The 14,023-nt window shown below is 60.9% G+C and carries 13 protein-coding genes; 5 read left to right on the top strand and 8 right to left on the bottom strand.

From position 1 onward, the window contains the following. Positions 1–210: 210 nt before the first annotated feature. The gene (locus tag ASE98_RS10090; RefSeq protein ID WP_060541223.1) at positions 211–1,326 is read right to left on the bottom strand and encodes an enoyl-CoA hydratase/isomerase family protein; all 1,116 of its coding nucleotides are present in this window, start codon (positions 1,324–1,326) and stop codon (positions 211–213) included. A gap of 132 nt (positions 1,327–1,458) precedes the next feature. Here ASE98_RS10090 and ung point away from each other — a divergent pair, with 132 nt between their 5' ends. After that, a complete protein-coding gene (ung, locus tag ASE98_RS10095) occupies positions 1,459–2,151 on the top strand; it encodes a uracil-DNA glycosylase (protein ID WP_060541224.1) in 693 nt (230 codons plus the stop codon). 113 nt (positions 2,152–2,264) lie between these two features. Here ung and ASE98_RS10100 read toward each other — a convergent pair whose 3' ends face one another. The 4 genes from ASE98_RS10100 to ASE98_RS10115 are packed head-to-tail and all read right to left on the bottom strand — an operon-like array spanning position 2,265 to position 6,308. After that, a complete protein-coding gene (locus tag ASE98_RS10100; RefSeq protein ID WP_060541225.1) occupies positions 2,265–3,305 on the bottom strand; it encodes an AbrB family transcriptional regulator in 1,041 nt (346 codons plus the stop codon). Next, positions 3,298–4,812, bottom strand: coding sequence for a tripartite tricarboxylate transporter permease (locus tag ASE98_RS10105; RefSeq protein ID WP_060541226.1), 1,515 nt, complete (start codon positions 4,810–4,812; stop codon positions 3,298–3,300). Before ASE98_RS10105 ends, ASE98_RS10100 begins: the two co-directional genes overlap by 8 nt. 1 nt (position 4,813) lies before the next feature. Beyond that, a complete protein-coding gene (locus ASE98_RS10110; RefSeq protein ID WP_060541227.1) occupies positions 4,814–5,272 on the bottom strand; it encodes a tripartite tricarboxylate transporter TctB family protein in 459 nt (152 codons plus the stop codon). Between the two features lie 58 nt (positions 5,273–5,330). After that, on the bottom strand, positions 5,331–6,308 hold the full coding sequence (locus ASE98_RS10115; RefSeq protein ID WP_060541228.1) for a Bug family tripartite tricarboxylate transporter substrate binding protein: 978 nt from the start codon (positions 6,306–6,308) through the stop codon (positions 5,331–5,333). Between the two features lie 441 nt (positions 6,309–6,749). Between ASE98_RS10115 and ASE98_RS10120 the strand changes: the two genes are divergently transcribed. Continuing rightward, positions 6,750–7,421, top strand: coding sequence for a response regulator (locus tag ASE98_RS10120; protein WP_060541229.1), 672 nt, complete (start codon positions 6,750–6,752; stop codon positions 7,419–7,421). Beyond that, positions 7,414–8,802 carry a sensor histidine kinase gene (locus ASE98_RS10125; protein WP_060541230.1) on the top strand — a complete coding sequence of 463 codons (1,389 nt, stop codon included), beginning with the start codon at positions 7,414–7,416 and terminating at the stop codon, positions 8,800–8,802. The genes ASE98_RS10120 and ASE98_RS10125 overlap by 8 nt, the downstream gene beginning before the upstream one ends. Positions 8,803–9,617: 815 nt before the next feature. Here the strand turns inward: ASE98_RS10125 and ASE98_RS10130 are convergent. Both ASE98_RS10130 and ygfZ read right to left on the bottom strand, forming a co-directional pair. Further along, complete coding sequence (locus tag ASE98_RS10130; RefSeq protein WP_060541231.1) at positions 9,618–10,439, bottom strand: HDOD domain-containing protein; 822 nt, start codon at positions 10,437–10,439, stop codon at positions 9,618–9,620. Positions 10,440–10,466: 27 nt separating this feature from the next. Beyond that, positions 10,467–11,408 (bottom strand): CAF17-like 4Fe-4S cluster assembly/insertion protein YgfZ, encoded by a 942-nt coding sequence (gene ygfZ, locus ASE98_RS10135; RefSeq protein WP_060541232.1) that lies wholly within the window; start codon positions 11,406–11,408, stop codon positions 10,467–10,469. Between the two features lie 148 nt (positions 11,409–11,556). On the opposite strand from ygfZ, the gene ASE98_RS10140 reads away from it, so the two are divergent. Both ASE98_RS10140 and ASE98_RS10145 read left to right on the top strand, forming a co-directional pair. Then, entirely contained in the window at positions 11,557–11,811 is a 255-nt protein-coding gene (locus ASE98_RS10140) for an FAD assembly factor SdhE (RefSeq protein ID WP_060541233.1), read from the top strand. Then, a complete protein-coding gene (locus tag ASE98_RS10145) occupies positions 11,795–12,247 on the top strand; it encodes a protein YgfX (protein ID WP_060541234.1) in 453 nt (150 codons plus the stop codon). The genes ASE98_RS10140 and ASE98_RS10145 overlap by 17 nt, the downstream gene beginning before the upstream one ends. Here the strand turns inward: ASE98_RS10145 and nadB are convergent. Then, positions 12,216–13,832 (bottom strand): L-aspartate oxidase, encoded by a 1,617-nt coding sequence (nadB, locus tag ASE98_RS10150; RefSeq protein ID WP_060541235.1) that lies wholly within the window; start codon positions 13,830–13,832, stop codon positions 12,216–12,218. The two genes, ASE98_RS10145 and nadB, sit on opposite strands and share 32 nt — an antisense overlap. Between the last annotated feature and the right edge of the window lie 191 nt (positions 13,833–14,023).

Below are 14,023 nucleotides of genomic sequence, written 5' to 3' on the forward strand. Positions count from 1 at the left end.
CGATGCATTCCTTATCGGCGCATTAGGTGAAGGGGTGGGACGATGTCTCCCACGGTCTGTACTGGTCAGAGTCAGAAGCGAGGCTTTAGTCCCACCCACCCCTTCAAGTCTAAACATACAAGCGGGCTTGCTCGCGAAGGCGGAGTGTCAGACAACAAGAATGTGGCTGACACTCCGCCTTCGCGAGCAAGCCCGCTCCCACATCGGTTTTCAGTATTCCGACGACAGATCCGCCAACGGGTGCCGACCTTCCCACGCCTTGTGAAAATGCGCCTCCACGACCGCATCCGGCACGTTGTTGACATCCGGCCAGTGCCAGTGGGGCTTCTGATCCTTGTCGATCAACCGCGCGCGCACCCCTTCGCTGAACTCCGGATGACGGCAGCAGTTGAGGCTCAGGGTGTATTCCATCTGAAAAACCTGGGCCAGTGACAGGTGCCGGGCGCGCTGGATCTGCTCCCAGACCAGATGCGCAGTCAGTGGCGAGCCTGCGCTCATGGTCTTCGCCGCCCGACTGAGCAGCGGGTCGGTGTGATCGGCCAACGCACTGATGGCTTTCCACGCGCAACGCACATCACTGACATCCAGCCATTCGTCGATCTGTCGACGACGTGGCAGCCACTGGGCTTCGGGCATCCCGGCCACGGCTTCCTGCTGCAACGCCTTGAGCAGACTGTTGAGCTGCATGGGTGTCTGTTCCTGCCAGTTCAATTGCAACAGACCTTCGATCAGGTCCTGCTGCTGCTCATCGAGCAGGAAACGGTCCGCCAGGTCCAGGTCAATGGCGTCGCGGCCGTTCATGTGGGCACCGCTCAGCCCCAGGAACAACCCGAGCTTGCCCGGCAGTCGCGACAGGAACCAGCTGGCACCGACATCCGGGTACAGGCCGATGCTGATTTCGGGCATCGCCAGGCGGCTGCTCGGTGTGACGATGCGGATATTTGCGCCTTGCAACAACCCCATGCCACCGCCGAGCACATAACCATGCCCCCAGCAGATCAGCGGTTTGGGGTAGGTGTGCAGGTTGAAGTCCAGGCGATACTCCGCGGCAAAAAATTGCGCGGCCAATGGCGGCACCTCACCCGGGTGGGCACGACAGGCGTCCACCAGGCTGCGCACTTCGCCGCCGGCGCAAAAAGCCTTTGCGCCATTGCCGCGCAACAGCACGCAGACGATTTGCGCGTCCCTGGCCCAAACGTCCATGCGCTCGCGCAGGGCGTTGATCATCGGCAGGGACAGGGCATTGAGTGACTGTTCGGCGTCCAGGCTGGCGATGCCGATGCGGGCGCCGTCGGTGCCGGTGAGTTCTTCGAAGTGCAGATTCATCGTGACCTCGATCGGGAATTTGAACGTTCAGTATGATCGCTGCGTAGGAAAGTGCTGGATCTGCGTCAGAGCAATTGACAAGCCAGGGAGGGTTTCCTAGGGTTCGCCCCATTGTCTTTACCGGATGTAACCATGACTGCAGATGACCGTATCAAACTCGAACCGAGCTGGAAGGAGGCACTGCGTGCCGAATTCGACCAGCCCTACATGACAGAGTTGCGAAACTTTCTGCAACAGGAGCGCGCGGCCGGCAAAGAGATCTATCCACCGGGTCCGATGATATTCAACGCGCTCAACTCTACCCCGCTGGACAAGGTCAAGGTGGTCATCCTTGGCCAGGACCCGTATCACGGCCCGGGCCAGGCCCATGGCCTGTGCTTTTCAGTGCAGCCCGGGGTGCCGGCGCCACCGTCGCTGGTGAACATCTATAAAGAGCTCAAGCGCGACCTGAACATCGACATCCCCAATCACGGCCACCTGCAGAGCTGGGCCGATCAGGGCGTGCTGATGATCAACACCACCATGACGGTGGAACGCGCCAACGCCAACGCGCACAAGGACAAGGGCTGGCAGTTTTTCACCGACCGGATCATTGAAGTGGTCAGCCAGCATCAGCCACATCTGGTGTTCATGCTGTGGGGCGCGCATGCCCAGAGCAAGCAGAAGCTGATCGATGCGACCAAACATCTGGTGTTGACCTCGGTGCATCCGTCACCGCTGTCGGCCTATCGTGGCTTCCTCGGTTGCGGGCACTTTGGCCGGACCAACAAGTTTCTCGAACAGAATGGCGAGACGCCGATCGAGTGGCGGTTGCCGCCGGTTTAAGCGGCGATGATGAGGGCCTCTTCGCGAGCAAGCCCGCTCCCACATTGGCTTTGTGGACACCGCAAAAACCCATGTGGGAGCGGGCTTGCTCGCGAAGAAGGCACCTCGGTCTATCAGACTGAATCTGGATTGCGGTTCCAATATCTGAACAAAGGCTCCGCCAGAAACAACACAAACAACAACCGCATCACCTGCATCGCCGTTACCAGCGGCACCGACAGTTGCAGGGTTTGCGCCGTCAGGCTCATCTCGGCAATCCCCCCGGGCATCATGCCCAATGTCAGAGACCGCAGATCCAGATGGGTCAGCGCGCTCAAGGCCAATGCCGCCGCCGTGGCGATCAGCATGGTCAGCACCGTGCCGATCAACGTCCGGCCCATGAACGACGGGGCGCGACGGAAAAACTGCCGGTTGAAGTGACAACCCAGACCACTGCCGATCAGCCATTGGCCGATCTCGCTGCCGCCGTTGGGCAAGGCGATGTGCAGGTCCCAACCGATGCTCACCGCAGCCGTCACCAGCAACGGCCCGAACAGCCAGGGGTTGGGTTGACGCAGACGCTCCCAGATCCAGGCCGCCAAAGCGCCCGCCGGGAATAGAAGTGCCAGCCAGCGCCAGTCCACACTGGTGGCATGGGAGACCGGCGTACCGTCGCCCATCAAATACTTGAATGCCGCCGGTACACAGAGCACCACCACCAGCACCCGCAAACTCTGCCCCGCCGCCACGCGACTGAGCACCGCGCCATTGCGCGCGCCGAGGTTGACCATCTCCCCTGAACCGCCGGGCATGCTGGAAAAAAACGCGGTGGCGCGATCTTCACCGGTGCGCCGCATCAACCAGACCCCGACCACGGCGGACAGGCTGGTGACCAAGGCTCCGAAGAAGATCAAACCGAAATGACTGAGCACCTGTTCCATCACCACCGGGGTGAAGTGCAGGCCGATACCGATACCGATGACCCACTGGCCGCACTTGCGCCCGCCCGGGATTTCCGCCAGTTGCCAGGGAGTCAGGCAGCGCACGAGGATGATCGCCAGCAACGAGCCGACCATCCACGGCAGAGGCCAGCCGACCTGGCTGGCGAGGTATCCGCCGAGCAGGCCGACCAGCGGGGTTCCCCACCAGGCTTTGAAGGGTGTTCGATCAGACATCGGCGATAACGCGCCGTGCAACCGAACGTTTGCGCCAGATCCGCAGCAGCGGCACCAACAGCATGACCACGGTCAGCACCCAGACACCGAAGGTGATCGGGCTCGACCAGAGGATCTCCAGCGCACCGTTGGAAATCGACAGCGCGCGACGCAGGTTTTGTTCCATCAGCCCTCCGAGAATGAACCCCAGCAGTACCGGCGACAGCGGGAAGTCCAGTTTACGCAGGATGTAGCCGAAGATGCCGATGCCGACCATCAGGAACAAGTCGAAGGTGGTGGCGTGCACCGCATAGACGCCGATCCCTGTGATGATCGCGATCACCGGCACCAGTGCCCAGTTCGGCACGGCGAGGATGCGGGTGAAGATGCGGATCATCGGAATGTTGAGGATCACCAGCATGATGTTGGCGATGAACAACGAGGCAATCAGGCCCCAGACGATGTCCGGTTGCTGCTGGAACAGCAGGGGGCCGGGAGTGATGTTGTACAGCGACAGGGCGCCGATCATCACCGCCGTCGTACCCGAACCCGGCACGCCGAGGGTCAGCATCGGCACCAGGGCGCCGCAGGCGGATGCACCGATGGCGGTTTCGGGAGCGGCGAGACCGCGCATGTCGCCCTGGCCGAAGGTACCCTTGGCGCCGGCGATACGTTTTTCGGTCATGTAGGCCACGGCGCTGGCCAGGGTTGCACCGGCCCCCGGCAATACACCCATGATGAAACCGAATACACCGCAACGGATGTTCACAACGAACACCGCTGAAGCTTCCTTGAAGTTGAACATCATGCGCCCGGTCGCCTTCACCGCTTCCTGGCCTCTATGGGTTTTTTCCAGCAGCAGGAGGATTTCACTGATGGAGAACAGGCCCAGCACCAGCACGACAAACTGAATGCCGTCAGTGAGGTGGATGTTGTCGCCGGTGAAGCGGTACACACCGCTGTTGGCATCGATGCCAACGGTCGACAGAAACAGGCCGATCAATGCGGCGATAAAGGTTTTCAGTGGTCGGTCACCGGCCATGCCGCCCAGACAGACAATGGCGAATACCATCAGCACGAAGTATTCCGCCGGGCCGAAGGCAATTGCCCATTTCGCCAGTAGCGGGGCAAACAGCACCATGCCGCAGGTGGCGATGAACGCACCGATGAAAGAACTCCAAGCCGACAGAGACAAGGCCACACCAGCCAGGCCTTTGCGGGCCATCGGGTAACCGTCGAGGGTGGTCATCACGGTGGAGGCTTCGCCCGGAATGTTCAGCAGGATCGAGCTGATCCTCCCGCCATATTCGCAACCCAGGTACACCGCCGCCAGCAGGATCAGCGCCGATTCCGGTGGCAAGCCGAGAGCGAACGCGATCGGGATCAACAACGCCACGCCGTTGATCGGGCCCAGGCCCGGCAACAAACCGACGACGGTGCCGATCAGGGTGCCGCAGAGGGCGGTCACCAGGTTGTACGGGCTCAGCGCGACGCCGAAACCCTGACCCAAATAGCCAAGGGTATCCATATCAGTTCTCCAGAACGTCGAGCAGGCCCAGGGGCAGCGGCACGTCCATCAACTTGTCGAACAACAGGTAGAGTCCAACGGCCATCAGCGTGGTGACGACCACGCTGGGCAGCCAGCGACCGCCATACAGGCGCGCCATCGGAATACCGATCAGGATGCTGCTGAGGATGAAGCCCAGAGGTTCGAACAACCCGGCGAAGATCAGCAGCAGCACGATGCAGAGGCCAATCTTGTTCAGGGTTTCACGGTCCAGTTTCGGGTCGTCTTCGCTGTGCACGATGGGTGTCGGGCGAAACGCCATGTACAACAGCGCGCAACCCATCAAGGCGAGCATCAGCAAGGGAAAGGCCCGAGGCCCCACCGGTTCGTAGGAAAAAGCCGCTTGATACGGCCACGCCATCAAGGCCAGGCCGACACAAGCCAGCAACAGCACCGAAGCGAAAATACGTTGTAAGAGCATAAGGAACTCCTGTGCCGCGGCTCCGCAAAACGGAGCCGCAGCCGCTAGACAGAGGCGATCACTGGATCAGGCCGAACTCTTTGGCCAGCACTTTGTAGTCCGCGACTTGCTTCTTCACGTAGGTGTCCAGCTCCGGGCCGGTCATGGCGAACGGGAAGAGTTCGCGCTGATCGCGCAGCTTGGCGAATTCCTCGGACACCAGCAGTTTGTCGAAGGAATCTTTCCACCAGGCGTAGTCTTCATCGCTGACTTTCGGCCCGAGGTAGAAGCCGCGAACCACCGGCCAGACGATGTCGTAGCCTTGCTCTTTGGCGGTAGGGATGTCTTTCATCTCCGGCTCGTCCAAACGCTTGTCGGAGAACACCGCCAGCAGACGCATGTCCCCGCTCTGGATGTGCGGCATGGAGTCGGAAATGTCCGTGCTGCCGACCTGGATGTGACCGCCGAGCAGGGCGGTGGCGATTTCACCGCCGCCTTCGAGGGCAACGTAGCGCAGGTCCCGCGGGTTGATCCCGGCGGCTTTGGCGATCAGCGCGGTTTGCATCCAGTCCTGGCTGCCGACGGTGCCGCCGGAACCGATCACCACGGAGCTCGGATCTTTCTTCAGGGCCTGCACCAGATCGTCCAGGGTCTTGTAGGGCGAATCGTTTTTCACTGCGATGGCGCCGTAGCTGGTGCCCACCGCTGCCAGCCAGCGCACGTTGGTTTCGTCGAAGCGACCGAACTTGCCCTGGGCCAGGTTCAACAGCGAGCCACTGGACCAGGCCACCAGCGTGCCGGCATCGGCAGGGCGCTGGGCGACCACTGCGTTGTAGGCCACCGCACCGACGCCGCCAGGCATGTAGGTCACGCGCATCGGCTTGCTCAGCAGCTTCTCGTTGACCAGCGCGCTTTGCGCCAGTTTGCAGGTCAGGTCGAAACCACCACCGGGCGAGGCCGGGGCGATGCATTCCGGGCGTTTGGGCTCGGCCATGAGTTGGCCGGCGAACAGCACACAGCTGGCGGCGAGGGCGACACGGCGCAGTGATCGATTCATAGTTGTCTCCACGGGAGTTATTGTTTTTGGGGATGATTCAAGCGCGACGATTTCTTACGCTTTGAGTGTGTTCAGTTCGGCGCGGTCTGAACGACGAGCAGCCGGCTTCGGCGCTGGCAAGGGTAAGAACAGGGGATCGATGAAGAGGGCGGGGCGGGCAAGCCTGAAGCTGTGTGGACAGCATGATGCAATACCTCGTTTATTGTTCTTATTGGCGAAAACGCTTCAAGGCGTTTTTCGGTAGTTACATGGCAAGGCACGTTTCAAACTACGATTCGATGGTCTGCAGTCGAAACCATCCGTGGGCCGACTCTAACGTGCCAACCTTTCGCTAACCTTTCATCGGGCTTTCATGTTTTTTCGGGCTTCACAGCGTCGGTTGCGGCGGTAAACTCCGCGCCAAAGAATGGCGTCGACCATCCCTGAACGAGGTAAAGATCCATGCGTGTCCTGCTCGTCGAAGATCATCTGCAGCTCGCCGATAGTGTCGCCCAGGCACTGAAAAGCACCGGGTTGACCGTGGACGTGCTGCACGATGGCGTGGCTGCCGATCTGGCGCTGGGCAGCGAGGAATACGCCATGGCGATTCTCGATGTCGGCCTGCCGCGCATGGATGGTTTCGAAGTGCTGGCGCGCCTGCGTGCCCGGGGCAAGAATCTGCCGGTGCTGATGCTCACCGCCCGCAGTGACGTCAAGGATCGGGTCCATGGCCTGAACCTGGGTGCCGACGATTACCTGGCCAAGCCGTTTGAACTGAGCGAGCTCGAAGCCCGGGTCAAGGCCTTGCTGCGCCGCAGCGTGCTGGGCGGTGAGCGCATCCAGCGCTGCGGTGTGCTGGCCTACGACCTGGAAACCCGGCGCTTCACCCTCGGCGAAGAACTGCTGACCCTGACTTCCCGCGAGCAGGCCGTGCTCGAAGCCTTGATTGCCAGGCCTGGCCGAGTGATGAGCAAGGAGCAACTGGCCTCGCAGGTGTTCGGCCTCGACGAAGAAGCCAGCCCCGATGCGATCGAAATCTACGTGCATCGCTTGCGCAAGAAACTCGATGGCCAGCCGGTCGCCATCGTGACCTTCCGCGGCCTCGGCTACTTGCTGGAAAGCCGCGATGCATAAGCCCAACAGCCTGCGCTGGCGGTTGCTATGGAACCTCGCGCTGTTGTTGGTGGTACTGATGCTGGCCAGCGGTCTGAGCGCCTACTGGAACGGTCGCGAGGCCGCCGACACCGCCTATGACCGCACCTTGCTGGCATCGGCGCGGACCATTGCCGCAGGCGTCACCCAGCGCGACGGCACGCTGAGTGCGGACGTGCCCTATGTGGCCCTCGATACCTTCGCTTACGACAGCGCCGGGCGGATTTTCTACCTGGTCAACGACATCAATCAGAAGCTGATTTCCGGTTACGAAAACCTTCCACCACCACCTCCCGGGACGCCTCGCACCGACGACTATCCGGCCCTGGCGCGTTTTTACAACGCGACCTATCGAGGGCAGAACGTGCGAGTGGTGAGCCTGCTCAAGCCGGTCAGCGAGCCGAACATGAATGGCATGGCGGAAATCCGCGTGGCGGAGACTGATGAGGCGCGCGTCAGCATGGCCCGCAGTCTGGCGGCGGACACTTTGCTGCGTTTGGGCATGCTGGCGATCGGTGCGTTGATGGTGGTGTGGTTTGCGGTCAGTGCCGCGCTGCGTCCGCTGGAGCGCTTGCGCTCGGCGGTGGAAGAGCGTCAGCCGGATGACCTTCGGCCATTGCCGCTGGTGGAAGTGCAACATGAGTTGTGGCCGTTGGTGCGTGCGCTCAATCACTTTACCGAGCGCCTGCGCGGGCAGTTCGAACGCCAGGCGCAGTTCATTGCCGACGCGGCCCATGAACTGCGAACCCCGTTGGCAGCGCTCAAGGCGCGACTGGAATTGGGCATGCGCTCAAGTGAACCGCAGGCCTGGCGCAGTACCCTGGAAACCGCAGCGCAGAGTACTGACCGCTTGACCCATCTGGCCAATCAGTTGCTGTCCCTGGCTCGGGTCGAAAATGGCGCCAGGGCCATTGCCGAAGGCGGCGCGCAGTTGCTGGACTTGAGTCAGCTGGCACGGGAGCTGGGCATGGCCATGGCACCCTTGGCGCATAAACGCGGCGTCGCACTGGCGCTGGAAGCGGACGAACCGGTGTGGTTGCGCGGTGAACCGACGCTGTTGAACGAACTGCTGAGCAATCTGGTGGATAACGCCCTGGCCCACACGCCACCGGGTGGCAATGTGATCCTGCGCGTCACGGCCCCGGCGGTGCTTGAGGTGGAGGATGACGGACCGGGGATTCCTCTGGATGAGCGTGACCGGGTGTTTGAACGTTTTTACCGGCGTAACCAGCAGGTGGCCGGTTCGGGATTGGGCTTGGCGATTGTCGGAGAAATCTGCCGCGCGCACCTGGCACAGATCAGTCTGCATGATGGCGAGCAGGCGGGGTTGAAGGTGCGGGTGAGTTTTATCGCCGGGGAGTGATGCTGTTTGTACCGGCCTCATCGCGAGCAGGCTCGCTCCCACATGGAATCAGCAGCGGACACAAAATCTGCGTACGACCTCAAATCCACTGGGAGCTGGCTTGCCGGCGATGGCGGTGTGTCAGTCACCAGAGATGTTGGATGTGCCGGCCTCATCGCGAGCATGCTCGCTCCTACAGTGAATCTGTAGCGGACACAAAATCTGCGTACGACCACAGACCCACTGTGGGAGCGGGCTTGCTCCGGGCGGCGTTCCGACGAAGGCGCAGTGTCAGTCACCAGAGATGTTGGATGTGCCGGCCTCATCGCGAGCATGCTCGCTCCTACAGTGAATCTGTAGCGGACACAAAATCTGCGTACTACCACAGATCCACTGTGGGAGCTGGCCTGCCGGCGATGGCGGTGTGTCAGTCGCCTGAGATGTTGGATGTGCCGGCCTCATCGCGAGCATGCTCGCTCCTACAGTGAATCTGTAGCGGACACAAAATCTGCGTACTACCACAGATCCACTGTGGGAGCTGGCCTGCCGGCGATGGCGGTGTGTCAGTCGCCTGAGATGTTGGATGTGCCGGCCTCATCGCGAGCATGCTCGCTCCTACAGTGAATCTGTAGCGGACACAAAATCTGCGTACTACCACAGATCCACTGTGGGTCATCGCGAGCATGCTCGCTCCTACAGTGAATCTGTAGCGGACACAAAATCTGCGTACTACCACAGATCCACTGTGGGAGCTGGCCTGCCGGCGATGGCGGAGTGTCAGTCACCAGAGATGTTGGATGTGCCGATCTCATCGCGAGGGACGACACGGTCCCTGATCAGTAAAACATCGATCGCGACTCTTCCAGCTCGGTACACATCGCCTTGTTGTCGATGTCGACCCCGAGTTTGCCGAAGGCCGGCACGCTCAAAACATCGACGCGAGCCAGCGGGTGATCGGTGTCTTTGTGGCAGTACAGGCTGGCAACCTGTACCAGATCCACATAATCGACCCGGGCGGACTGGCGTTTCAAATCCAGGTACAACTGCGGCACCTGCACCAGCAGGTCCGGAAAATCCCAGACCTTGAGCAGTTTCTCACCGATCAATGGATGGATCTGATCAATCACATGATTGAGGCTGACCGGGTCGGACAGCAGTTCATAGTGATCTTCGGCATAAGTCAGGATCGGCAGCACGCCAATCTGATGCACCAACCCACCCAGAGCTGCCTGATCGGGCTTGAGGCGGGTATAGGTGCGGCACAGTGCGTAGCTGATGCCGGCGATTTCCAGGCTTTTACGCCAGACTTCGCGCATCTTTTGTTCGACCACATCGGAGCGGGCATTGAAGATCTGCTCCATGACCAGGCCGATTGCGAGGTTGCTGCTGTAGTTGATGCCCAGGCGGGTGATCGCCGTGTGCAGATCAGTCACTTCGTGGGTGGCGCGCAGCAGCGGGCTGTTGACGACTTTGATCAGGCGCGCTGACAGCGCGGCATCGCGGCCAATCACCTTGCTCAGTGTGCTGACGCTGATTTCCGGATCCTCGGCGGCCTTGCGAATCTGCAGGGCCACTTCCGGCAATGTCGGCAGCACCAGATCATCGTTATTGATGGCCGTAACCAAATCCTGTTGGACCCTTTCCGCCAGCTCGCTCATTTAGTCTCTCTAGGCCAGTTGCCGCCGTTATTGCTGTATCTCGCGATCGCGATCCAGTGCATACGGCAAGTCGAGCAGTTGCAGGGATGGCCCTTCGGTCGTTCCCAGGTGGATATCTCCACTTTCTGCTGCCTCGGCTTGCAACACCGCCAGGAGCTCAATGTTCTGTCCAGCACGAGCGGCAAGCACCACCTCGCCGATGGAGCTGCCGTGGGTCGGGGCAAACAGCGGCACGCCAGGCTCAGGCAGTTCGCCGCCAGCCAGTTGCAGGCGATACAGGCGGCGCTTGAGTTTGCCCAGGTACTGCATTCGCGCGACGATTTCCTGGCCGGTGTAGCAGCCTTTCTTGAAGCTCACGCCACCGATGGCTTGCAGGTTGAGCATCTGCGGGATGAACAACTCACGGGTAGCCGGCATGACCTGGCCAATCCCGGCGCGGACCTGGCCCAGCAGCCATTGATTGAGATCGCCCTCGCTCAACGCCGCGGACAGTTTGCCCTTGATGCTGTCGGCCTGGTCGGCGGCGACCCACAATTCGGCACGCTCAGGTGAGATGCGAATGGCGATCAGTGCGTCATTGCGCACGACGCTGTCGGTTTCTGCGGGTAGCTCAAGGCCCAGACCGGCCAGTGCCGCATCGCCGTGATCAACGCCGAAGCGCACCCACGCGGCACTTTCATCGGTCAGCTTCGATTTGGAGAACACTGCGTATTTCTTCAGATCCGCCAATTGCGGTTCCAGCAACTCGGTGGCCATGGCCATTAGAACGCCATCACCTTCGAGCAGGATGCGAAAACTCGATTGCATCCGGCCCTTTTGCGTGCAGCGTGCGCCGAGGCTGGCCCGGGTGTCGCTCAGGTAATTGAGGTTGCAGGTCAACTGGCCTTGCAGGAATTTGCTGGCGTCCGCGCCGCGGACCGCGAGAACGCCTTCATGAGTCAGGGTGCAGAAAAAAGCGGAATCGGCCATGGGTCATCGCAGGGTAAAGAGTCTGGGGCACATCATAAGGGGGCGCCCTTGAAATGGGTAGTTTACAAAGGATCGCCGGTCCCGACCAAAGCCGACTGTTCGCCAGTGCGCGGGCCTGTATACTTGCGGCCTATTTGAGGAGCGCTCCATGGTCGAAGATGTTGAACTGAACCGCCTCTACTGGCACAGCCGCCGCGGCATGCTTGAGCTTGACGTGTTGCTGGTGCCATTCGTAAAAGAGGTTTACCCGCATCTCAATGAGGTTGATCGCGCCTGCTACGTCAGGTTGCTCGAATGCGAAGATCAGGACATGTTCGGCTGGTTCATGGAACGCAACGAATCCGAGGACCCTGAGCTGCAGCGCATGGTTCGCATGATCCTGGATCGTGTCCAGCCCAAGTAATTCGTTCGAATGCCGCTGGCATGCCTCACGGCAGTTGCTGGCGGCGTATCTGTTGGCCCAGCTGTTCGCCCTGGGTTCGCTGTTTTTTCTCTCGATTCCGTACTGGGCCAGGCTGCTCGGCGTTTTACTGTGCCTGGCGCACGGGTTTTGGTCGTTGCCCAGGCAGATATTGCTGACACACCCGCAGGCATTGCGCGGCTTGCGTCGTGATGCCGATGGCTGGCAGTTATGGAATCAGAAGTCGGGTTGGCAGCCTGTGCAATTAAGGCCGGACAGCCTGGCGTTGCCGTTGATCGTGGTGCTGCGTTTTCGTCTGCGTGGCGAGCGCCGGGTCAGGGCCATTTGCGTGCCCCGGGACGCACAGGCGGCGGATGTGCACCGCCGCCTGCGCGTGCGACTCAAGTTCAGTCGGCGTAGGTGGGCGGCACCAGGATAGTGTCCAGGGCGACCGGCAACAGGTTCGGGTAGTCGAGGGTGTAATGCAGGCCCCGGCTTTCCTTGCGTTCCATGGCTGAGAGAATCATCAGTTCGGCAACCTGGGCCAGGTTGCGCAACTCGATCAGGTCGCGGCTGACTTTGTAGTTACTGTAGAACTCGTCAATTTCATCCAGCAGCAGTTGCACGCGGTGTTGTGCGCGCTGCAGGCGCTTGTTGGTGCGCACGATGCCCACGTAGTCCCACATGAACCGGCGCAACTCATCCCAGTTGTGCGCAATGATCACGTCCTCATCGGAGTCGGTGACCTGGCTGGCATCCCAGACGGGCAGGGGGGCAGGCATCGAAACCCGAGGCAGTTGGTCGATAATGTCTGCTGCTGCCGACCGCGCATAAACGAAACATTCCAGCAGCGAGTTGCTGGCCATGCGGTTGGCGCCATGCAGGCCGGTGAAGCTGGTTTCGCCAATGGCATACAGCCCCGGCACGTCGGTACGGCCATGCTGGTCGACCATCACGCCACCGCAGGTGTAATGGGCCGCCGGCACCACCGGAATCGGTTGCTTTGTGATGTCGATGGAAAATTCCAGGCAGCGTTCGTACACCGTCGGGAAGTGCGTCTTGATGAACGCTTCGGGCATGTGGCTGATGTCCAGGTAGACGCAGTCGATGCCCAGGCGCTTCATTTCGTGGTCGATGGCTCGTGCAACGATGTCCCGTGGTGCCAGCTCGGCCCGAGGGTCGAAGCGCTGCATGAAACGTTCGCCGTTGGGCAGTTTCAGGTGTGCACCTTCACCGCGCAGGGCTTCGGTGATCAGAAAACTCTTGGCTTGCGGGTGATACAGGCAAGTGGGGTGGAACTGATTGAATTCCAGGTTCGCCACCCGGCACCCGGAGCGCCAGGCCATGGCGATGCCATCACCGCAGGCGCCATCGGGGTTGCTGGTATAGAGGTAGACCTTGGCGGCGCCGCCGGAGGCGAGGATCACAAAACGCGCGCCATAAGTGTCGACTTCTCCTGTGCCGCGATTGAGCACGTAGGCGCCGAGGCAGCGATCACCGGCCAGGCCCAGGCGCTTTTCGGTGATCAGGTCAACGGCGACGCGCTGTTCCAGCAGTTCGATGTTGGGACGTTTCCTGGCTTGCTCGAGCAAGGTGCGGAAAATCGCCGCGCCGGTGGCATCGGCTGCATGAATGATACGTCGATGGCTATGTCCGCCTTCGCGGGTCAGGTGGAACTCGAAACCGCCATCCTCGGTGCCGGATTGCTCATCGCGGGTAAAAGGTACTCCCTGGTCGATCAGCCACTGGATCGCTTCCTTGCTGTGCTCGACGGTAAAGCGCACGGCGTCTTCATGACAGAGTCCGCCGCCGGCGTTGAGCGTGTCCTCGACATGGGATTCGACAGTGTCGGTGTCATCGAGAACAGCGGCCACACCGCCCTGGGCCCAGAACGTCGAACCGTTGGCCAGATCGCCCTTGCTCAGTACGGCAATGCGCAAATGACCGGGCAAGGTCAGCGCAAGGCTCAAACCGGCAGCACCGCTGCCAATTACCAGAACATCGTGTTGAAACTGTTGGCTCATTTCAGGATTCCGCTCAAAGCGACCCGGTTCGGGGTTGGCGCACCTCATTTGCGAGTCAAGGCAGCCGCACAGCCCACTAGTATATAGAGGGGGGGAGCGGCACAATACCCGAGCGCGCATGGCATTGTGAAACTACCGTTACGGAAAATTCCGGACGCTTCGTCGGATGTTTTTTTGTCCCTTGGGCGACA

The organism is Pseudomonas sp. Leaf48 (assembly GCF_001421885.1).
In the GTDB taxonomy this organism is placed as follows: domain Bacteria; phylum Pseudomonadota; class Gammaproteobacteria; order Pseudomonadales; family Pseudomonadaceae; genus Aquipseudomonas.